The sequence below is a fragment of the Bradyrhizobium sp. 187 genome, assembly GCF_023101005.1.
In the GTDB taxonomy this organism is placed as follows: domain Bacteria; phylum Pseudomonadota; class Alphaproteobacteria; order Rhizobiales; family Xanthobacteraceae; genus Bradyrhizobium; species Bradyrhizobium canariense_D.
In genome coordinates, this window is the sequence record NZ_CP064693.1 from 2,533,873 (window position 1) to 2,555,130 (window position 21,258).

Below are 21,258 nucleotides of genomic sequence, written 5' to 3' on the forward strand. Positions count from 1 at the left end.
GCGAGATCAGCTTCCGGTTGAGAGATCGTGGCTCACTCATCGCCACTGCTCCGCCGGCACGCCGCAAGCGCGCTATGCTTGTGCGAAGCTTGACTCCAAAACCGCTTGAATCTCCGCACGACTACGGAGTTTGGCGACGAAAACATCGTCGTTGCTGGACAAGTCAAAACTTTTCCACAAAATATTCACGTCGCGTCTAAATTGATTCGTGTGCGTTGCGTCGCGTCCGTATTTTCTCCTGACGGGCTGATTTATGACACATCGCCAAGAGGCTATTCGCGACGTGGCTATTGGCCGCGACATTGCGGCACGCTGGTGCGCTCTCGCCGAGCAGCGGCTGGTGCATCTCTCCGAGATGTTCGAGACCGGGCGCTGGCGCCGCTATCACTCCGAGATCGCATTTCTCGAAAACATCCAGGAAGCGAAGCTCGCCGTCCAGACCTGGCGCGCCCTTGCCACCGGCGCTGACGTCGCCACGGCGGCCGCGAGCGTGTCGCCCGCATTCGGCTGGTCGCCGGCGACCATGCCCCGCATGTTTCCGCGCGAGCAGCAGGCGCAGACAGTGCAACCGAAGGCCGTGCACATCGTCCCGGAGACCGCCGTGCCGGTCAGGCTCGATCCCAAGCCGGGCGTTCTCGCCGACATCTCCGAAGCCCCGGCCGCGCGGGTCGCCGCGCCTGCCCCGATGGCACCGCTCCAAGTGCCGGCTGCCATGGCGCCGCCCACCGCGCCCGTCGCGATGACGGGGCCCAAGGTGCCGGCCGCGACGGCAGCGCCCAAGGCGCTGGCTGCGATGGCGGCGCTTCTGCCGCAGTTCTCTCCGCCGGCAGCCGAAATTGTCGCAGCCCCCGAGCGCCTGGTTGAGTTCACCTTCAGCCTCGACGGGCTCGAAGCGAAGTATCCACTGCTGCGGAACGCGTTCTAGCGTTCGGGAGGAGGCGAGCAGCGGCAGCTATCGCCGCACCGCATTCCCGCCGACCACCAATTGCGCAAACCGCTGGGCGCCGTCCACCGACAGATCGGACGTCACGGCGCGCGCATGATCGAGCCCGACCACGGCGCCGCGCGGGGTTTCCGAGATCATGTTGTTGTTGACGAGCGCGGTGCCGGCGCCGGGCACGACGGACACCCCGACGCCGGCCAGTGCCTTGCGGACCACGTTGCCCGTGATCGCGACGTCGCGGAGATATTTGCCCCAGCCGGCGACGATGCCGTAGGACGGCGCGTTCTCGATCACGTTGCCGGTGACAGATGAATCCGCCTCGATGTAGATGCCGATGCCGGCATCGTCATCCGGCGCGGTGCCGATCGGCCGCTTCGGGATCAGATTGCGGATGATGTTGCCCTGGACCACGGCGATGCGGCCGCCTTCGTTGAAATTGCAGACGGAGACGCCGACCGCGGCGCCGTCCACAATGTTGTTGGCGATCACCGCGGCCTCGAAAGCGAATTCCGAATAGAGCGCGACCTCGCGCACATCGCTGACGCTGTTGCCGGTGATGTGGATGTTCGAGGCCGAGTTGCCGCGCACGGCGGAGTAATCGCAGTTCTTGATGCGATTGCCGCGCACGATGACGTTGCCGGCGCGGAACGTGTTGATGGCGTTGCCGTACTGGCCGGAGCCGCCGGGGCCGGCCTTGATGTCCTCGATGCGGTTATCGGTGACCAGCGTGCCGTCATCGCCGATGGCCGTGCGCAGGATCTCGATGCCGTTGTCGTTGGTGCCGGTGATGGTGTTGTGGGAGACGCTGAGACCCCTGGCGTCGAACGACACCACTGCCGTCACCGCGATGTTGGTAAAGATGTTGCCCGAGATGTCGCCGGAGACCTGCTCGAGCCAGATGCCGCTGCCGCCGGAGCCGGTGATCGCGCAATCGGTGATGCGGACGTCGCGTCCGCCGAGGATCTGGATCAGCCCGCGCCGCGTCGGCAGCGGAATGCCGCCGCCGTCAAAGGTGATGCCGGAAAGGCCGATTGCATCGGAGCCGTCGCTCTGGATCGCCGAGGCCCCGCCGGTGAAGACGAATTTTGTCGCGCCGCGCACGCCGATCAGTTGCGCGCCGTTTGGCAAGCGTAGCAACCCACTGCGGTAGATGCCGGGTGGCAGCGCTAGCGGCATCTGCGCCCGCGCAGCCTCGTCGATCGCCCGCTGGAGCGCGCGGGTCTGATCCTCGCTGCTGCCGGGCCGCACGCCATATTGCGTGGCATCGCGGCCGAGCAGCGACGTCAGCGGCGCCGCACGCGCGGCGTCGGCTGGTATCGCGAGCGCGCCGGCGAGGCCTGCGGTCGATGCTCCAATGAGATGGCGGCGATTGAGGTCCATGACGCGTCCTCCGGCGGACGCGGGGGTCCGCAGCGGTTAGGTAGCGCAAAAACGGGACCGCGCGGCTGGGGCCGTGAGGATTGTTCGCGGTAGGGTTAAATGTTTACACAGTCGTGTTCCGAGCCTTCCGTGCCAACTGTACCATCTCCATCAGCATCGCTTCCCCGGCGTCCACCAGTTCCTCCAGCGTGATCCGCGGCGCGCCCTTGCGGCGCACGGCGCCACTGCGCGCGAGCAGGGGAATATGGATAAATGCGGCGAGCTTTGGCCCGCCGCCCCTGACGTTTTCGATCGCGCGCCAGCTCAGGTAATTGCAGAGATAGGCGCCGGCGTCGCGCGAGGGCCGCGCGTCGATGCCGGTGAGGCGGGCGGCGCGCAGCAGCCTTGCGGTGTGCGGGCCGAAAATCAGCGCGTCCGCATTACCGGCGATGCCGCGCTTGCTCGAGCGGGTGTTGGCGGCATCGGGCCAGAGCATGGTGACGGCGTTGCGCGCGCGGCTCTCGATGCGCAGATAGGGCGTGCGTGCGGCGAGGCCGAACATCAGCAGCGCGTCGGGCTTCTCTTTCGCGAGCACCTCCGGCAATTGCCGGTCCACCGCGGCATAGGTGACTGGGAAGATGTGGCTGGAGATCGCGGCATCGTCGAGTGCGGGACGGCGCAATTGCACCAGCCGGGCGACCAGCGGCTGGGTCGGATTGTAGGGCGCGCCGGGGAACGGGCCGAAGGCGGTGAGGAGAACGCGGAGCTTGTCGCTCATTGCAGCAACTCCAGGATCTTTTCGGCGGCGAGCGCCGGCGTGAGATGGCCGTCGGCCACCTCGGTCTCGATCTTCCGGACCTTGGTTCGCACCGACGCCTCGCTGCGCAACCGCGCCAGCATGCGTTGCTCCAGCATCGACCACATCCATTTCACCTGCTGCTCGCGCCGCCGTGCGGCGAAGTCGCCGGAGGCATTCATCGCCTTGCGGTGATCGAGGACTTTCTGCCAGATCTTCGCAATGCCGTCGCCAGTCAGCGCCGAATAGGTCTCGACCGGCGGATGCCAGTGCTCGGAGCGTGGCGTCAGGATATGCAGCGCGCCGCGATAATCGGCGGCGGTGATGTTGGCGCGCTTGAGATTGTCGCCGTCGGCCTTGTTGATCGCGATCATGTCGGCGAGTTCGACCAGGCCCTTCTTGATGCCCTGCAATTCGTCGCCGCCGCCTGGCAGCATCAAGGCCAGGAAGAAATCGGTCATGTCGCAGACCGCGGTCTCGGACTGGCCGATGCCGACGGTCTCGACCAGCACGACGTCGAAGCCGGCCGCCTCGCACAGCAGCATCGCCTCGCGTGTCTTGGCCGCGACGCCGCCGAGCGTGCCCGAGGACGGCGAGGGTCGGATGAAGGCATCGTCGGAAGCCGAGAGCCGGGCCATCCGCGTCTTGTCGCCGAGGATCGAGCCGCCGCTGCGGGCTGAGGACGGATCGACTGCGAGCACCGCGATCTTGTGACCCTGTTCGATCAGATGGATGCCGAGCGCGTCGATGGTGGTGGATTTGCCGACGCCGGGCGAGCCGGTGATGCCGACGCGGAGCGCTCTGCCGGTGTCAGGCAAGAGCATCTGCACCAGCTCGCGCGCCAGCGCCTGATGGTCGCTGCGCCGGCTCTCGACCAGCGTGATGGCCCGCGCCAGCGCCGCGCGGCTGCCGGCGCGAAGGTCATGGGCGAGGGATTTGATGTCCAGTGAAGGCTTTTTCTCAACCATGCCCTGCTTTACAACGCCCGCGTGGGGCAGGCGAGGGCCGCCCGCCCGATATCACCGGGATGTCGCCGCCACTCCGGTCCGCACCGGTTTCAGCTTTCGCCACGCCCAGACCATCACCGGCCACAGCAGCGCCCCGATCGCCATGGCGGCGAGGATCGCGGCCACGGGGCGCTCGAAAAACGGCAAAATGCTGCCGTCCGACTTGATCAGCGAAGTGACAAAGGCCTGCTCGACCATGGTGCCCATGACGATGCCGAGCACCATCGCGGCGACGGGATAACCGTTGGCTTCCATGACATAGCCGATCACGCCGAAGGCGGCGACGGTGACGACGCCGAACATGTTGTTGCCGATAGCGAACGAGCCGACTGCGCAGCACAGCATGATGATGGGCATGATGGCGGAGCGCGGTGCCAGCAGGATGTAGGCGGCAACCCGGATCATGGCGATTCCGAGCGGGATCATCAAAATGTTCGCGATGATGAACATCAGATAGATCGCGTACATGCTCGACGCTTTCTCGGTGAACAGCGTCGGTCCGGGGTTGAGCCCCTTCATGTAGAGCACGCCGATCGCGATCGCAGCGATGGTGTCGCCGGGAATGCCGAACAGTAATGATGGCACCCAGCCCGAGGCGATGCTGGCATTGTTGCTGGCGCCGGCCTCGACCAGGCCCTCGACATGGCCGGTACCGAATTTCTCCGGTTCCTTGGAGAAGCGCTTCGACATCGCATAGGACACCCAGGCGGCCATGTCGGCGCCGGCTCCGGGCAGCACGCCGATGATGATGCCGACGATGTTCCCGCGCGTCATCTGCCAATGGTATTTCTTGGTCAGCTTCCACTGACCGGCCATGATGCTTCCGAATTTGCGCCGCGGCAGCGGCGGCGGCTCGGGCGTCAGCATCGCGCGCATCACCTGGGCGACCGCGAACACGCCGACCAGCGCGGGGATCGGCTCGATGCCGCCGAACAGATCGGTGAGGCCGAAGGTGAAGCGCGGCACGCCGCCGGGATTTTCGATGCCGACGCAGGAGACCAGCAGACCGAGGAACATGCCGGCGATCGCCTTCACCGGCGAGGAGCGCGCCACCAGCGTCGCGCACATCAGGCCGAGCAGCGCCAGCCAGAAATACTCGAAGGTCGAGAACGAGAGCGCGATCTCGGCTAGCGGCGGCGCCAGAATCATCAGCGACAGCACGCCGGCGATGCCGCCCACGGCCGAGAACCACACGCCGGCCCCGAGCGCCAACTCGGCCTGTCCCTTCCGGGTCATGGCGTAAGCCTCGTCGGCATAGGCGGCGGAGGCGGGCGTGCCGGGGATGCGCAGCAGCGCACCGGGGATGTCGCCGGAGAAGATCGCCATCGAGGAGGCCGCCACGATGGTCGCAATCGCCGCGATCGGCGAGAGATAGAAGGTGACGGGGACGAGCAGGGCGGTTGCCATCGTCGCCGACAGGCCCGGCAGCGAGCCGATCACGAGCCCGTACACCGAGGCTGCGAACATCGCGATGATGACCTCCCAGGTGGAGATCAGTGCGAACGCTTCAATCAGGGTTTTCAGCATGGGGTCACCAGGGTGTCGGCAACAGGCCGGCGGGAAGCGGCACGCGCAGCAGCTTGCCGAAGATGAGGTGGATGGCGAACGGCGCCAGCGCTGCGAGCGGCAGCGCCAGCTTCCACTTTGCCCCCAACGCGGTCGAGGTGACGTAGACCATGATCGCCGCGGTGATGATGAAGCCGAGCCGGTCGGCCGCGACCACGTAGAACAGCAACAGCGCCGGCGGCAGCAGCGCGCGCAGGCCGTACAACTTTCCCTGAGGCGGCGGGGCAGCCGCTGCCTGGCCATCCTCGAGCGGGATCAGCTCTTCCGCCTCTTCGAAGGTGTGACCGATCCCGAACACGATCGCGAGCCCGCACAGCGCAAGCCCAATGCCGATCACGAGCGGAAATACGTTGGGGCCGACCGGCTGCCCGGGTACCGGCGGCAGCAGCCAGCCGCCATAGGCGGCTGCGGTGCCGAGCACGACGAGAAACGATCCCGTGACGGAGTCGGGAAGGCGCATGGGAGGATCCTATGAGATTTCTTATCCCTCACCCCGTTCTTACGGAGAGAGGGTGGAGTCCGGGGCTGCGTCCGCGTTGGCGGTGAAAGCTGGACTTGGAGAGACTCCCCCTCACCCGAATTTGGGCTGCGCTCAAATTCGACCTCTCCCCGCAAGCGGGGAGAGGTGACAAGATCACGCCTTGCTCAGACCCGCCGCCTTCATCGCTTCGCCCATCTGGGCGTCGCCCTTGTCCATGAAGCTTGCGAACTGGCCGGCATCGCCCCACACGGTGCCGAAGCCGCGATTGCTCATGAAGTCCTTGAACTCGGCGGAGTCGTAGACCTTCTGCAGCGCCGCGGTGAGCTTCGTTGCGATCTCCGGCGGCAGGTTCTTCGGCCCGGCGATGCCGCGCCAGGCGCCGGTCGCGTAGTCGATGCCCATCGCCTCCTTCAGCGTCGGCACGTCCTTGAAGATGGGATTGCGCGCCGGCGCCATGATAGCAAGGCTCCTGGCCTTGCCGGCCTCGATGATGGCGCGGGCTTCCGGCACCGAGCAGGTGGTGAGGTCGAGGCCGCCGGCGGCGAGGTCCTGCATCGCGGGTGCGGCGCCGTTGGACGGCACCCAGGCGACCTGGTTGGCAGGCAGGCCCATCGCCTGCATCCAGCCGACCAGCGCCAGATGCCAGATGCCGCCCTGGCCGGTGCCGGAGGCCTTGAACTTGCCGGGAGGGGCCGCCTTGATGGCTTCCGCGAGCTCCTTCACCGTCTTGTAGGGCGAGGAGGAGGAGACCTGGATGCCCGGGGGGTCTTCGTTCATCAGCGCCAGCGGGGTGTAGCTCTTCGGCGCCAGCTCGGTCAGCCCTTGCCAGTGCATCATCGAGATTTCGACGGTGAGCATGCCGATGGTGTAGCCATCAGGTTGCGCGGTCGCGATCGCGGTATGGCCGACGACGCCGGAGCCGCCGGTGCGATTGACCACGTTGAAGGGCTGGCCGAGATCCTTCTCCAGAAGCGCTGCGACAATGCGCGCGGTCGCGTCAGTGCCGCCGCCCGCGCCCCAGGGAACGATCACGGTGACGGGCCGCGCTGGATAGGCTTGCGCGCGTACGGGTGTGAGACCGAATGCGGCGGATGCCGCGACTGCGGCAGATGAAGCCGCAAAGCTGCGGCGCGTAATCTTGGACATCAATGCCTCCCAGCGGCGCCCACGACGTCGGGCGCTCTTGTCTATGGCGACATTCTAGTCGGCTTTGCAGCGCGGCTGCAAGGTAGCGCTACCAGCGCTCTGCGGGCAACGCGGCCCTCATGCGTGGAATAGTGGAAGGCGAGGCCGGGAGTCTTGCCCGCCTCGGTTGAGGACGCAAACGTCACCGCGCCCATCTGAGCAGGCTCCGCTTCAATTCCGCGAACCAGTCGTCGCAGTCGCGCTCGCATCGCGCTTCATCTTTGCGACCATGAGCGATGCAGTCACCCCCTTCACCATTGCGGTCATGGCGGCGTCGTTGTCGGCGGTCTCGGTGAAGAATGGGCGGATTGCCGAGCGGCGGCCGAATTACTCTGCCGCCTCGCTATGCCCGAGCCGGGCGTTCAGCTTGCGGATCAGCTCCTCGGCCGCGTCCGCGATCACCGTGCCCGGCGGGAAGATGGCTTCCGCGCCGGCCGCGTAGAGCGCATCGTAATCCTGTGGCGGCACCACGCCGCCGACGATGATCATGATGTCGTCGCGGCCCTGCTTCTTCAGCGCGGCCTTGAGCTCCGGCACTGCGGTGAGGTGGGCGGCGGCAAGCGAGGAGACGCCGAGGATGTGGACGTCGTTCTCGACCGCTTGGCGCGCGGCTTCGTCGGCGGTCGCGAACAGCGGCCCAATGTCGACGTCGAAGCCGATATCGGCGAAGGCCGACGCGATCACCTTCTGGCCGCGGTCGTGACCGTCCTGACCGATTTTTGCGACCAGGATGCGCGGACGGCGGCCTTCCGCCTCCTCGAAGGCGTCGATCAGCGCCTGAACCTTCTCGACCCGGTTACCCATGCTGGACGCCTCCCGCTTGTAGACGCCGGTGATGGATTTGATCTCGGCGCGGTGCCGGCCGAACACCTTCTCCATCGCGTCCGAGATCTCGCCGACGGTTGCCTTCGCGCGCGCAGCGTCGATGGCCAGCGCCAACAGATTGCCGTTGCCTTCGCCCGCCGAGCGCGTCAGCGCGGCGAGCGCGGCCTCGACGTCCTTTTGGTTGCGTTCGGACTTCAGCCGCGTCAGCTTGTCGATCTGGAGCCGGCGGACATTGGTATTGTCGACCTTGAGGATATCGATCGGAGCTTCGTCCGTCGGCTTGTATTTGTTGACGCCGATCACCGCCTGCTTGCCGGCGTCGATGCGGGCCTGGGTCTTGGCCGAGGCTTCCTCGATGCGCAGCTTCGGTACGCCGGCCTCGATCGCCTTGGCCATACCCCCGAGCTCCTCGACCTCCTGGATGTGGCCCCAGGCCTTGGCGGCGAGGTCGCGGGTGAGACGCTCGACATAATACGAGCCGCCCCAGGGATCGATGATGCGGGTGGTGCCGCTCTCGTGCTGCAGGAAGAGCTGGGTGTTGCGGGCAATGCGCGCCGAAAAGTCGGTCGGCAAAGCGAGCGCCTCGTCGAGCGCATTGGTGTGCAGCGACTGGGTGTGGCCTTGCGTCGCCGCCATCGCTTCCACAGTCGTGCGCATCACGTTGTTGAAGACGTCCTGCGCGGTCAGCGACCAGCCGGATGTCTGGCAATGCGTGCGCAGTGACAGCGAGCGCGGATCCTTCGGATTGAAAGGCTTCAGCAGCTTCGCCCAGAGCAGCCGCGCGGCGCGCATCTTGGCCACTTCCATGAAGAAGTTCATCCCGGTCGCCCAGAAGAACGACAGCCGCGGCGCGAAGCGGTCGACATCGAGGCCCGCCGCAAGGCCGGCACGAAGGTATTCGACGCCGTCGGCCAGCGTATAGGCGAGCTCGAGGTCCTGCGTCGCGCCGGCCTCTTGCATGTGATAGCCGGAGATCGAGATCGAATTGTATTTCGGCATTTTTTGCGAGGTATACGCAAAAATGTCCGAGATGATCCGCATCGAAGGCGCGGGCGGATAGATGTAGGTGTTGCGCACCATGAACTCTTTCAGAATGTCGTTCTGAATGGTCCCTGAGAGCTTCTCCGGCGGCACGCCCTGTTCCTCGGCGGCCGCAACGTAGAGCGCGAGGATCGGCAGCACCGCGCCGTTCATGGTCATGGACACGCTCATCTGGTCGAGCGGAATGCCCGCAAACAGCGTGCGCATGTCGTAGATGGAATCGATGGCAACGCCGGCCATGCCGACGTCGCCGCCGACGCGCGGATGGTCGCTGTCATAGCCGCGATGGGTGGCGAGATCGAACGCGACCGAGAGGCCCTTCTGTCCGGCCGCGAGATTGCGGCGGTAGAACGCGTTGGAATCCTCCGCGGTGGAGAAGCCGGCATATTGCCTGACGGTCCAAGGCTGGTTGACATACATGGTCGGGTAGGGGCCGCGCAGATAAGGCGCGATGCCCGGATAGGTATCGAGGAAGTCGAGCCCGGCCAGATCGGCCTCGCTATAAGCGGGCTTCACCAGAATGCCCTCGGGCGTCAGCCACGGCTCGGCGCTGCCGGTCGGGGCGCCGGCGGCGGCGCGCTCGAAGGCGACGTCGGCGAAATTGGGAATGCGGGTCATTCCTTGGGATCCTCAAACCTGCGATTGCGCTCAATCAGCTTTTGCACATTTTTCTTGTAGACGGGATCGTCCAAGCGGCTCTGAGTAATTTGGCCGGTCCCAACCCAGAGCAGCCGCGCGAACAGCTTCCCAATCTTCCATTCTGCCAGACCGAGCAACGTTTGTCCGAGCAGCTGAAACATGGCGGCGCCTCAATCATGGTCCGGATGCTGATGGCTGACGATGGTCGCCATCTTCTCCGGTCCGTAATTCTGCTGCGTGGTCTGGCTTGGAAGATTGGCGATCCCGACCACCCAGCCGAGACGGGACTCGGTGCCGAACTGCCGCGTCGGCACCACGTGGTCCGGGCGGTCGAACGCGCCGGTCATGATCTCGATCCGATCGCCGTCGATGCGGCCAAAGCTCAGCGGCGTGCCGCAGGCGGCGCAAAAGCCGCGCTCGGCGATGGAGGAGGAGCGGAAGAACGACGGCTTTCCCTTGGTCCAGGCGAAGTCCGTCTTGTTGATGTCGGCAAAAGAGGCGAACGGCGCGCCGCTGGCCTTCTGGCACATCCGGCAGTGGCAGATCGAAACCCTGTTCGGCGCCGTCATGACTCCAAAGCGCACTGCCCCGCATTGGCAGCCGCCGGTGAGAACGGGTTTGCCTGCTTCCGTCATGGCTGCTCCATCCGTCGATACGTGTCTTGCAGCGTCGCAAGCGCATCGGCACCGGCAAAGACGAAGCCGGTGACGCCGGCTGCACGCAGCGCCGCCTCGACATCGGTCGGGCGGCCTGCCAGATAGATAAGTCGGGCCCCGGCGGTTTGCAGGGCCTGCGCCGCGGCTTGGGCGTGTTCCGCATAAACCTTGTCGCTGGAACAAAGACAGGCGAGCCCGGCGCCGGAGGCCTTGAAGGCCGCAGCTAGCTGGGCCGGATCAGCGAAGCCCTCGCTGTCGACAGCCTGGATGCCGCCGGTCTCGAACAGGCTTTTGGCAAAGGTCGCGCGCGCCGTGAAATCAGCGGGCGTGCCGAGATTGGCCAAGAAGACTTTCGGCCGCGCGCCGTGTGCCTTCAAGGCCGCATCGGATTTGTCGCGCAGCGCCTCGAACGGTTCCGCAAGCCGGATCGGCGGCAGCGGGTCGAACTTGTATTTTTGCTCGCCATAGGGCGCCAGCGCGATCGGCGTCGCCTTCAGCACCGCAGTCTCGTTCTCGTGCAGGTTCGGAAACTCACTGGCGCCGGTCAGCACGTCGCGGCGTTTTGCGATGTTGGCGTCGCGGGCTTTTCGCGCAGCCGCGACCTTGCTCTGGAACAGGCCCTGCTGAAGCGCAGCGAAGGCGCCGCCGGCTCTCTCGCTCTCCTGGAAGAGCGCCCAAGCCGCGTCGCAGAGCTGGCCGGTCAGCGTCTCGATGCCGCCTGCGCCTGCCGCGGGATCGCTGACCTTGGCGAGGTTGCTCTCTTCCAGCAGCACGAGCTGAGTATTGCGCGCCACGCGCCGTGCGAATGGATCGGGCAGGCCGAGCGCCAGCGTATGCGGCAGCACGGTGACCGCGTTGGCGCCGGCAAGTCCGGCCGCAAACGTCGCCATGGTCGCGCGCAGCATGTTCACATAGGGATCGCGCTGCGTCAGGATGCGCCAAGCGGTATCGGCGGCGATGTACAGCGGTTTTGGCGTGAGCCCGCACGCCGTCTCGATACGCGCCCACAGCAGCCGCAATGCGCGGAATTTTGCCATGGTGAGGAACTGGTCTGCATCCGCGGCAAGCCGCGCATAGACCATGCCCTGCGCCTGCTCCAGAGGAACGCCCGCGCCCTCGATCGCGCGGAAATAAGCGACGCCGCAGGCGAGCGCGAAGGCGAGCTCCTGCGCCTCCGAGCCACCGGCATCGTGGATCACGCGTCCGTCGGCCGATGTAAACGGCCCCTTGAAGCCGAGCGCGGAGAGGCCCTTGACGCCGCCGGTGATGGCCGGAACGATCTCATCCCAGGTATAGGGGCTGTGGCCCCACACCGCGCAGGCCGCGAGCGGATCGAGCCCGAAGCGGATGTCGCAGGCCCCGGGATCGATGCCCTTGCTCTTCACATATTCCGCGACGTGGATCGCCGCCATCCGCGATTGCGGACCGATCTCGAGCTCGAGGCCGATGCCGGCATCGAGATGGACGTCCTTCAAGATCCTTGCGACTGCGTCGGCGGTCGGTTCCAGCCCGAAACCGTGAGCGGCATTGCCGCCGGCGAACACCAGCGCCAGACCCGTCGCGCCATTTTCGAGATCGGTCAGTGCCTGCGCATTCGCCGCACTTGCATCGGGATGGTCGATCCGCTGCATGATCCGCCAGGGCGCCGCCGCCGGCCGGCCCACCACGGGCGCAACACCTTTGGCGCGCGGATAGAGCGGATCGATCTTGAGTCCGTCATAGGTCTTGGCGACCAGCTTCTCGAACGGCGCGCCCTTTAGCACGCCATCGACCAGCTTGCGCCAGTCGTCGACGGTCGCCTTGGGAAAATCCGCCGCCAGCGGCAGGTCGTCAGTCGCGGAGGTCATGCGGCGAAGGGCTCCCGAAAATCTTGTTGTTCGCAGGCGAAATTGCCACGGCCGGCCGTCCCTGCAAACGGTTGTTTTTGGTTAACCGGTATCCGGAAGCCGCTCAATGCCTTGTGTCGAGACGCTGGCGAGACCGTCATGGACACGAATGCCTGCGATCACGCGGTCGGGCGCGATCTCGGCCAGCGGCACCAGCACAAAGGCGCGCTCGAATAGGCGCGGATGCGGCAGGGTCAGGTCAGGCTTCTGCATCGACACATCGTCATAGGCGATCATGTCGAGATCGAGCGTGCGCGGGCCCCAGCGCCGCTCTTTATCGCGCGTGCGGCCGAATTTCTGCTCGACCTTCTGCATCACGAACAGGAGCGCATGCGGATCAAGGCTGGTCTCGATCTCGATGCAGGCGTTGATGAAGGGAGCCTGGTCCTCGTCGCCCCAGGGCGGCGTCGCATAGTCCGACGAGCGCGCGATCAAAGCGGCCTGCGCCATGCCGCAGATATGGGCGATTGCCTTCTGGAAGGTCGCGCGGACATCGCCGACATTGCCGCCGAGCGCAATCAGGACGCTCGCCATGTCAGGGGTGCCGCGAGCGCGTCAGCATGACGCCGACGTCGTCGAAGATCGCGGCGATCGGCGCATGCGGCTTGTGCACGGTGATCTTGACCGCACGGATGCGCGGAAAGTGCGACAGGATGGCGTCGGCCACCGCGCCGGCCGCGCGCTCCAGTAGCTTGTAATTGGTGTTCTTGAAGGCCGCGGTGGTGGTCGCCACGACGTCGGCGTAGGACACGGTGTCGGCGAGCCGGTCGCTGCGGGAAGGCTCCGACAGGTCGGTATAGAGCTCGAGGTCGATGACAAAGCGTTGGCCGACCTCGGTCTCGTGCTCCATCACGCCGTGGCGGGCATGGATCGACAGGCCGGTTACGAAGATCGTATCGGTCATGGCTTGCTCTCGATTGCGTGCGCCACTCGCAGGGCCTGCAAGGTCTCGGCGACGTCGTGGGTGCGGATGATTTTCGCGCCGCGTTGTGCGGCGAGCAGATGTGCGGCGATCGAGCCGGCGAGCCGCTCGGTCGGCTCCGACGGCGACACCGAGGCGATGAAGCGTTTTCGCGAGGCACCAACGAGGATCGGCAGGCCGAACATGTCGAGCTCGCGAAGTCGTGCCAGTGCAATCATGCTCTGTTCTGCCGTCTTGCCGAAGCCGATGCCGGGATCGAGCACGATCTTGTCGCGGGCGATGCCGGCTTGTGCCGCGATATCCAGCGAGCGCTGGAAGAACGCCTTCATGTCCGCAATGATGTCGATGGCGGGATCGACCCTGTCGCGGTTATGCATGACGATGACAGGGACGCTCCTCGCGGCCACCAGCGGCGCCATGCCGGCGTCGCGTTGCAGGCCCCAGACGTCGTTGGCGATCGCAGCGCCCTGATCGAGCGCAAAGGCCACCACCTCGGCCTTCATGCTGTCGATCGAGACCGGCACGCCGAGCGCCACGATGTCCGATAGCACCGGCTTGAGCCGGGCCAGTTCGTCTGCCGCGGTGACCGGCCGGGCGCCCTTGTAGGGCCGGGTGGACTCGGCACCGATATCGATGATGTCGACCCCCACCTCGATCATCGCCCGCGCCCGCGCGAGTGCCTGCTCGGGCGCGATGAATTCGCCGCCGTCGGAGAATGAATCCGGGGTGACGTTGAGCACGCCCATCACCGCCGGGATCGGCCGCTCCAGTAACGTCCGCAGCACGTCAAGCCCGACTGAACCGGCCGCCGGGACGGATGGGGAGGGCGAGGCATTCATGCGGCCCGCTTTAGCGGTCGGGGAGGGGGAGTCAAGACGGGAAGGCGTGGGTTGCCAGCGTTTGGACAGGGCGTCGCACACCCTCGCTGTCATTGCCCGCGAAAGCGGGCAATCCAGTATCCAGAGACAGTGCCGCGATACGGAGGAGCCGCGGCGTACTGGATACCCCGCTTTCGCGGGGTATGACGGCAGAGTTGGGATGCATTGTTGCTCATCGGGCAAAACAATGCCGAGAGAGTAGCGCCCACCCCGTATGCGGAGAGCAGCAGTCCTAATACGAAATCTTCGGCGGCAGCTTCTTCGCCTTGGCGATGATGTCGCCGACCGACTTCTCCGAGGGCAGGATGCGGAGCAGCTTTTTCTTCTCGTTGGCGTCCCGCATGCTCTGGGCGAGCCTTGCCGGGTTACGGTAGGCGAGCTCGCGCACGGTGGTGACGCCGGCGGCGCGGACCAGACCGACCTTGGCCCTGCCCATGCCGGGGATGCGCATGTAGTCGGAGACGTTGGCCCATTCCAGCAGCAACTGCTCGCTGATGCCGGTCTTCACGGAGAGCGCCTTGCGGCCCTTCACGGTCGAAGCCGCCTCGAGCAGCGCGTCGGTGGTGCGGATACCCTGCGCCTTCAACTTGTTGGCGGCAAAGGCCGACAGGCCCTCAATCTCGGAGATCGGATATGTCATGATACTCGATGTGAAATGCGCAGGCGTCAGGCGAACTGGCTGAGGCCCGGGGTCCCCGCGATGATCTTGCCCATCTGATCCGCTCCGATTTTGTCTCGGCCGAAGCGAAAAAGTTCACGGGCGATGTTCTGAATCTCGGACATGCCAAGTCCCAGGCCCATCAGGCGCGTGCCGACCGCCATCAGGCCGCCGCCCATCAGCCGCGACAGTCCTCCGCCGGTGCCGGATGCCTCGATTGCCGCTTCTGCACCTGGAATCTGGTCGATCAGGACCTGGACGCTGTCGGAAGGACCCTCGTTGCGGAGGAAGCCCAAGATAATGCCGACGGTCTTTTCGGCGACAGCACTATCTATGCTGGCGTTTGTCGCCAGCCGCCCGATTAGCTCGTCCATATGGCCGCCCCTCAGCCGGTTCACATGCCGGAGTATTGCTTTCGAAAATGATCTTGAGCCGGTGTGGTGTGAAATACAAGCGATGAACGCCATCAACGTTCCGATTCATTCTCGAACGCGCGAGAAGTGTTGCAGTGATGCAAGAGCGGAGATGAAATCGGCAAAAAAATGCCGCGATGCGAATGCGTCCTTCCTACTTTCGGCGGATGTCCACCTGCATATTTCCGACGATGTCGCATGCCCGGAGCGCGTTGAATGGTTTCAATCAGCGCGCGACATGCGTTAAACTACGGAACTGTGCATTCGAGTTTCGATATGCGAAACAGGGCAGAGAGATCAGGGAATAATGACCGCACAGGACAGCAAGCTCGGTGATACCGACGACAAAATCTTCGTCGGTAAAGGAAACGAGCAGGCTTGGCTGACGCTGGCGTTCGCCAATCGCCACGGCCTCGTCACAGGTGCAACCGGAACCGGCAAGACGGTCTCGCTGCAGGTTATGGCGGAAGGATTTGCGCGCGCCGGTGTTCCGGTCTTCGCGGCCGACATCAAGGGCGACCTCTCGGGCATCTCCGAGGTCGGCGTGCCCGCGGATTTCATCGTCAAGCGCGCCACCGAGATGGGACTGACGTTCGAGCCCGACCAGTTCTCGACGGTGTTCTGGGACGTGTTCGGCGAGCAGGGCCACCCGGTCCGTGCGACCGTCACAGAAATGGGCCCGCTGCTGCTCGCACGTATGCTGGACCTGAACGACGTGCAGGAAGGCGTGCTCAACGTCGCCTTTCGCGTCGCCGACGACAACGGGCTGACCCTGATCGACATGAAGGATCTGCGCGCGCTGCTCGATGCCATCGTGCCCGATGCGGGCAAGAAGGGGACGGATGCCGAGGACAGTCCGCTTGCCGAGATCAAGAAGGCGGCGCAGGGTTTTGGTAATGTCACCAAGGCCACGGTCGGCACCATCCAGCGCCAGCTTCTGGTGCTCGAGAACCAGGGCGCCACCAAATTCTTCGGCGAGCCGGCGCTGACGCTGAAGGACTTCATGAAGACCGACCGCGACGGCCGCGGCATGGTCAACATCCTCGTCGCCGACAAACTGCTGCAGAGCCCACGGCTTTACGCGACATTCCTGCTGTGGATGCTGTCGGAATTGTTCGAGGAGCTGCCCGAGGCCGGTGACCTGCCCAAGCCGAAGCTGGTCTTCTTCTTCGACGAGGCGCATCTGTTGTTCAACGACGCGCCCAAGGCGCTGATGGACAAGATCGAGCAGGTGGTGCGCCTGATCCGCTCCAAAGGCGTCGGCGTTTATTTCGTGACTCAAAACCCGGTCGACGTGCCCGACCGCGTGCTCGGACAATTGGGCAACCGGGTGCAGCACGCGCTGCGCGCCTTCACCCCGCGCGACCAGAAGGCGGTCGCCGCTGCGGCCCAGACCTTCCGCCCCAACCCGAAGCTCGACACCGCCAAGGTGATCATGGAGCTCGGCAAGGGCGAGGCGCTGGTGTCCTTTCTCGAAGGCAACGGCACGCCGGCGATGGTCGAGCGGGTGATGATCCGGCCGCCATCGGCCCGGATCGGACCGATCACGCCGGAAGAGCGCAAGGCGATCATGGATGCAAGCCCGGTGAAGGGCAAATACGACACCGCCGTTGATGCAGAGTCCGCCTACGAGATCATCCAGAAGCGCATTGCCGGCACGGCGGCGACTGCCGATCCCGGCGCGGCCGGCGGCATTGGAGGCGGTGGCATCCTCGGCCAGATCGGCTCGATGGTCGGCACCATCTTCGGCACGAACGTCAAGCGCGGCCGCCTCTCGACGGGCCAGGTCATCGCCCGCGACGTGACCCGATCGGTCACCAATCAGGTAATCGGGGGGATGGCGGCCAATATCGGCAAGTCCGTCGCCGGCCAGCTTGGTGGCTCGATCGGCCGCACGCTGGTCCGCGGCGCGCTCGGCGGCTTGCTGCGCAGGTAGGCAGAAAGCCTCGTTTGAGGCAACTCCTCCGCAAACCCGCCGCTTGTGCGCGGCGGGTACAAATTCGGGTGATCAGGACTCTCCAAGCGTTCGTTGGTCTGCTAGGTGCTATGGCCCCTGACTGGACCACATCGTGACCTCACCTAAATCTTTCGTTCGATCCGGCGCACTCCGAACCCTGTCGTTGCGTGCGCCACTCGACCTGCTCTTCCTGCTCTGCTGCTTCATCCTGGCTGCCGATGTCCTTGGTCCCGAGATCTTCGGGCACGGCAAGACCAAGGACTACGGCCTGTGGTACTGGGCCGGGCAGCAGGTCTTGAAGGGTGGGCCGCTCTATCCCGGCGATATCCACCAGTACTTCGAGTTCATCTACCCACCGCTGCCGGCGATCCTGCTGGCAGTCCCGAGCTGGTTCGGCAAGATCGCGCTCTACAGCGTGCTGTCGATCCTGAATATTGCGGCGTGGTGGTACACCGGGATGCTCTCCAATGCCATGAGCGGTTCGGGCCGGACGCCTGGCCCTTGGCTGGAGGCGCTGCCCGCTCTCGTCACCGTGACCTTCGTGTTCGACATGTTCGATCTTGGCCAGCCGAACCTCGTCTTGCTGGCGATGATGCTCTACGGCTTCTGGAGTTTGCAGCATCAGCGCTCCTGGCTCGCAGGCTTCATGTTCGCGCTCGCCGCCGCCATCAAGGTGTTTCCCATTGCGGTGCTGCCCTATCTGGTCTGGCGGCGAAAGTGGGGAGCCGCCGTCGCTACGGTCGCGTTCGCCGGCATACTTCTCTATATCGTGCCGGCCCCCATTCGCGGCTTCGAGCGCAACGCCGCCGAGGTCAAGACCTGGTATCAGGGCATGGTCGGGTCGAGTTCGGAAAAAGGATTTGGCCAGCGCGACGAGCAGAACTGGTCGTGGGTGAACCAGTCACTCATTGCTGTCACGCACCGGCTGGTCCGGCCAATCAACTACAATCAGGAGGATCCGAGCAAGCCGCCGCGCACGATGAATGTCATCGACGTCGATTACAGGACGGCGAACTGGATCGTGCTGGCGCTGTCGGCGTTGCTCGGACTCGGCTTCGTCGCGGTCATGCCACGGCAAGCGCGGCGCACGGCGCGTTCGGACGCCGAGGAACTCGGCATCCTGTTCTGCCTGATGACGGTGGCATCGCCTCTGGCGCGGCAATACTACTTCATGTGGCTGTTCTTCCCGATGACGGTGCTGATGCATCGTGCCGCCTTCGACGAGCGGGCGAACGTGCGCCTTGGAACCTGGCTCGCCCTTGGCGCCGCCGGCATCCTCATGCTGCTGGCGCTGCCGTGGTTTCCAAATGTCTTGCAGGCCTGGGGCAACAACCTCGTCGCCACGGCGGTGCTCGCAGCTAGTCTCGCATGGCACATCCGGCATCCGCCGGTTGCGGCTGGCCCCAACGCCGCGGCAGCGCTAAAAGCCGATAGTTCTTGAGAAGACATCTTGAGCCCCGACGTCTTGGGATTCGAACGCAGGGAATACGACCAATGGCAAATGCGCAGCTTCAATCCGTGCTCGACCACATCGATAAGGAGTTCGACAACAGCCTGGAGCGCCTGTTCTCGCTGTTGCGGATCAAGTCGATCTCCGCCGATCCGGCCTTCGCGGCCGATTGCAAGGCGGCGGCCGAGCATCTTGCCAGGGACATCGCGAGCCTCGGCGTTGCCACTGAAGTGAGGCCAACCGCCGGCCATCCCGCGGTCGTCGGCAAGAGCTTCGCGGGCGGCCGTCCGCATGTGCTGTTCTACGGCCACTATGATGTGCAGCCGGTCGATCCGCTCGAGCTCTGGCACCGCCCGCCATTCGAGCCTGTTGTGACCGACCATGCCGATGGCCGCAAGATCATCGTGGCGCGCGGCGCCGAGGACGACAAGGGCCAGGTCATGACCTTCGTCGAGGCCTGCCGCGCCTGGAAGAAGGTGACGGGGTCGCTGCCGATCGACGTCACGTTTTTGATTGAAGGCGAGGAAGAAGTCGGCTCGAAGAACTTCGTGCCCTTCATCGAAGCCAACAAGGACGAGTTTAAGGCTGACTACGTGCTGGTCTGCGACACCGGCATGTGGGACCGCAACACGCCGGCGATCACGACCTCGCTGCGCGGCCTGCTCTATGAGGAGCTCAAGATCACCGCCGCCAATCGCGACCTGCATTCCGGCGTGTTCGGCGGTAGCGCGATGAACCCGATCCGGGTGCTGACCAAAATTCTCGGCGCGCTGTTCGACGACGACAATCGCATCACCATTCCGGGCTTCTATGATGGGGTGAAGGACACGCCGCCGGATATTCTCGCGCAGTGGAAGAAGCTCGATTTCACGCCGGACACATTCCTCAAGCCCGTTGGGCTATCGATACCGGCCGGCGAGAAGGGCAGGCTCCTGGTCGAGCAAGCTTCCACGCGTCCGACCTGCGACGTCAACGGCATCTGGGGCGGTTATATCGGTGAGGGCTCGAAGACGGTGATCCCGTCGCACGCCTCGGCCAAGGTCTCGTTCCGACTGGTCGAAGGGCAGGATCCGCAAAAGATCCGCAAGGCTTTCCGTGAGTACGTGACGGCGCGCATTCCGGGAGACTGCAAGGTCGAGTTCGGCGACCACTCTGCCGGGCCTGCGATTGCGCTCGACTGGAACATGAAGCCGCTCGCCGCGGCCAAGACCGCGCTGACCGAGGAATGGGGCAAGGAGACCGTGTTGATGGGCTCGGGCGCCTCGATCCCGATCGTCGCGGACTTCAAGCGTACGCTTGGGCTGGATTCGCTGCTCGTCGGTTTCGGCCTCGACGACGACAATATCCACTCGCCGAACGAGAAGTACGACCTCCGCAGTTTCCAGAAAGGCATCCGTTCCTGGGCCCGCATCCTCGCGGCGCTGGCGGAGGTGAAGTAGGGCGCTCTTTCCTCGTCATTGCGAGCGTAGCGAAGCAATCCAGAAATCTCTCTCCGGCGCCAGCCTGGATTGCTTCGTCGCTTCGCTCCTCGCAATGACGGGGCCAAATAAAAACGCCGCCCGGAATTGGGCGGCGTTTCATTCCAAAAGGCGTAGAGGTTCGTTGACCGTTACCCTACACCAAATCCCGAAAATTTCAAGAGCGGTAGCCCGGAAGCTCGCGGTCCAGCTTGCGTAGCAGCGGTGGCCACACGAGGTTGGTGGCGCGCAGCTCGGCGCGGTCGCGGTTGGCGAGCAGCTCGGTGTTCTTGTCGATCGCGACATCGTCGACCGGGTAGACCGGCGTGCCCAGCGCGCGCGTACGCACCTGCATCGAGCAGGCTCGCTCGAGGTGATACATGCGCTCGAAGGCCGAGGCGACCGAGCGCCCGACCGTCAGCGTGCCGTGGTTGCGCAAGAGCATGTGGTTGTGGTCGCCTAGGTCCTTCTGCAGCCGCGGCCGCTCGTCGTGGTCGAGGGCGATACCTTCATAGTCGTGATAGGCGAGGTCGTGGGTGACGAGCTGGGCGGTCTGGTTCAGCGGCAGCAGGCCTTCGGCGCTGCTCGAGACAGCGGTGCCGTCGAGGGTGTGAAGATGCAGCACGCAGATGGCGTCCTCGCGAACCTCGTGGATCGCCGAGTGGATGGTGAAGCCGGCGGGGTTGACGCTGTATTCGCTCTCGGAGAGCTGGTTGCCGTGCAGATCGACCTTGACGAGGCTCGACGCCGTGATCTCGTCGAACATCAGCCCGTAGGGGTTGATGAGGAAATGATGGTCGGGGCCGGGCACGCGCGCTGAGATGTGGGTGTCGACCAAGTCGTCCCAGCCGTAGAGCGAGACGAGGCGATAGCAGGCGGCGAGATTGACCCGTTGCTGCCACTCGGCCTCCGTCATGTTCGACGGCACTTCCTTCAGGCGCGCTTCCGCTGGCGACATGGCTGATCTCTCCGAACATCGTTGTTGCAGGGAGGGAGCGTAGTCCTGCCGCGACCTGCCAGCAAGGCACACAAAGCGCGGCAGTCCAGCGTAGCCCGCATGGGCGAAGCGACATGCGGGGCTGCCTGATAGGCCCCGGATGTCGCTGCGCTCATCCGGGCTACGGTCCTACAAGAGAGAA

The 21,258-nt window shown here is 64.9% G+C and carries 20 protein-coding genes; 4 read left to right on the plus strand and 16 right to left on the minus strand.

All coding sequences use genetic code 11. The features are described 5' to 3' along the window. Positions 1 to 283: 283 nt before the first annotated feature. Complete coding sequence (locus IVB19_RS11905; RefSeq protein ID WP_018456886.1) at positions 284 to 925, plus strand: TIGR03809 family protein; 642 nt, start codon at positions 284 to 286, stop codon at positions 923 to 925. Between the two features lie 27 nt (positions 926 to 952). Here the strand turns inward: IVB19_RS11905 and IVB19_RS11910 are convergent, their stop codons facing one another. The 15 genes from IVB19_RS11910 to IVB19_RS11980 form a co-directional block, all read right to left on the minus strand. Next, positions 953 to 2,323, minus strand: coding sequence for a TIGR03808 family TAT-translocated repetitive protein (locus tag IVB19_RS11910; protein WP_018456885.1), 1,371 nt, complete (start codon positions 2,321 to 2,323; stop codon positions 953 to 955). 103 nt (positions 2,324 to 2,426) lie between these two features. Continuing rightward, on the minus strand, positions 2,427 to 3,080 hold the full coding sequence (locus tag IVB19_RS11915; RefSeq protein WP_018456884.1) for a pyroglutamyl-peptidase I: 654 nt from the start codon (positions 3,078 to 3,080) through the stop codon (positions 2,427 to 2,429). Next, complete coding sequence (gene meaB / locus IVB19_RS11920) at positions 3,077 to 4,066, minus strand: methylmalonyl Co-A mutase-associated GTPase MeaB (protein WP_018456883.1); 990 nt, start codon at positions 4,064 to 4,066, stop codon at positions 3,077 to 3,079. Before meaB ends, IVB19_RS11915 begins: the two co-directional genes overlap by 4 nt. Positions 4,067 to 4,117: 51 nt before the next feature. Continuing rightward, positions 4,118 to 5,632 (minus strand): tripartite tricarboxylate transporter permease, encoded by a 1,515-nt coding sequence (locus IVB19_RS11925; RefSeq protein WP_018456882.1) that lies wholly within the window; start codon positions 5,630 to 5,632, stop codon positions 4,118 to 4,120. A 4-nt stretch (positions 5,633 to 5,636) separates the two neighbouring features. Then, on the minus strand, positions 5,637 to 6,131 hold the full coding sequence (locus IVB19_RS11930; protein ID WP_007608177.1) for a tripartite tricarboxylate transporter TctB family protein: 495 nt from the start codon (positions 6,129 to 6,131) through the stop codon (positions 5,637 to 5,639). Between the two features lie 174 nt (positions 6,132 to 6,305). Beyond that, complete coding sequence (locus IVB19_RS11935; protein WP_018456881.1) at positions 6,306 to 7,298, minus strand: tripartite tricarboxylate transporter substrate binding protein; 993 nt, start codon at positions 7,296 to 7,298, stop codon at positions 6,306 to 6,308. Positions 7,299 to 7,664: 366 nt separating this feature from the next. Then, entirely contained in the window at positions 7,665 to 9,821 is a 2,157-nt protein-coding gene (scpA, locus tag IVB19_RS11940) for a methylmalonyl-CoA mutase (RefSeq protein WP_018456879.1), read from the minus strand. Beyond that, positions 9,818 to 10,003: a hypothetical protein gene (locus IVB19_RS11945; protein WP_018456878.1), complete on the minus strand. Its 186-nt coding sequence runs from the start codon at positions 10,001 to 10,003 to the stop codon at positions 9,818 to 9,820. The genes scpA and IVB19_RS11945 overlap by 4 nt, the downstream gene beginning before the upstream one ends. A gap of 9 nt (positions 10,004 to 10,012) precedes the next feature. Further along, a complete protein-coding gene (locus IVB19_RS11950) occupies positions 10,013 to 10,477 on the minus strand; it encodes a GFA family protein (protein ID WP_007608185.1) in 465 nt (154 codons plus the stop codon). After that, positions 10,474 to 12,345 (minus strand): methylmalonyl-CoA mutase subunit beta, encoded by a 1,872-nt coding sequence (locus tag IVB19_RS11955; protein WP_018456876.1) that lies wholly within the window; start codon positions 12,343 to 12,345, stop codon positions 10,474 to 10,476. The genes IVB19_RS11950 and IVB19_RS11955 overlap by 4 nt, the downstream gene beginning before the upstream one ends. Before the next feature lie 81 nt (positions 12,346 to 12,426). Then, complete coding sequence (folK, locus tag IVB19_RS11960) at positions 12,427 to 12,918, minus strand: 2-amino-4-hydroxy-6-hydroxymethyldihydropteridine diphosphokinase (protein ID WP_018456875.1); 492 nt, start codon at positions 12,916 to 12,918, stop codon at positions 12,427 to 12,429. A gap of 1 nt (position 12,919) precedes the next feature. After that, on the minus strand, positions 12,920 to 13,288 hold the full coding sequence (gene folB, locus IVB19_RS11965; RefSeq protein ID WP_018456874.1) for a dihydroneopterin aldolase: 369 nt from the start codon (positions 13,286 to 13,288) through the stop codon (positions 12,920 to 12,922). After that, positions 13,285 to 14,145, minus strand: a complete 861-nt coding sequence (gene folP, locus IVB19_RS11970) for a dihydropteroate synthase (protein WP_026233258.1) — start codon at positions 14,143 to 14,145, stop codon at positions 13,285 to 13,287. Before folP ends, folB begins: the two co-directional genes overlap by 4 nt. Positions 14,146 to 14,416: 271 nt before the next feature. Further along, a complete protein-coding gene (locus IVB19_RS11975; protein WP_018456872.1) occupies positions 14,417 to 14,824 on the minus strand; it encodes a DUF4332 domain-containing protein in 408 nt (135 codons plus the stop codon). A gap of 26 nt (positions 14,825 to 14,850) precedes the next feature. Then, entirely contained in the window at positions 14,851 to 15,216 is a 366-nt protein-coding gene (locus IVB19_RS11980; protein ID WP_018456871.1) for a hypothetical protein, read from the minus strand. Between the two features lie 346 nt (positions 15,217 to 15,562). Here IVB19_RS11980 and IVB19_RS11985 point away from each other — a divergent pair, with 346 nt between their 5' ends. From IVB19_RS11985 to IVB19_RS11995, 3 genes are all read left to right on the plus strand, one after another. Continuing rightward, positions 15,563 to 17,191 carry a helicase HerA-like domain-containing protein gene (locus IVB19_RS11985; RefSeq protein WP_018456870.1) on the plus strand — a complete coding sequence of 543 codons (1,629 nt, stop codon included), beginning with the start codon at positions 15,563 to 15,565 and terminating at the stop codon, positions 17,189 to 17,191. Positions 17,192 to 17,324: 133 nt separating this feature from the next. Continuing rightward, positions 17,325 to 18,653, plus strand: a complete 1,329-nt coding sequence (locus IVB19_RS11990; RefSeq protein WP_026233257.1) for a glycosyltransferase family 87 protein — start codon at positions 17,325 to 17,327, stop codon at positions 18,651 to 18,653. 53 nt (positions 18,654 to 18,706) lie between these two features. Then, positions 18,707 to 20,101 carry a M20/M25/M40 family metallo-hydrolase gene (locus IVB19_RS11995; protein WP_018456868.1) on the plus strand — a complete coding sequence of 465 codons (1,395 nt, stop codon included), beginning with the start codon at positions 18,707 to 18,709 and terminating at the stop codon, positions 20,099 to 20,101. 196 nt (positions 20,102 to 20,297) lie between these two features. On the opposite strand, the gene IVB19_RS12000 is transcribed toward IVB19_RS11995, so the two are convergent. Next, positions 20,298 to 21,077 carry a class II aldolase/adducin family protein gene (locus IVB19_RS12000; RefSeq protein WP_018456867.1) on the minus strand — a complete coding sequence of 260 codons (780 nt, stop codon included), beginning with the start codon at positions 21,075 to 21,077 and terminating at the stop codon, positions 20,298 to 20,300. Positions 21,078 to 21,258 lie beyond the last annotated feature (181 nt).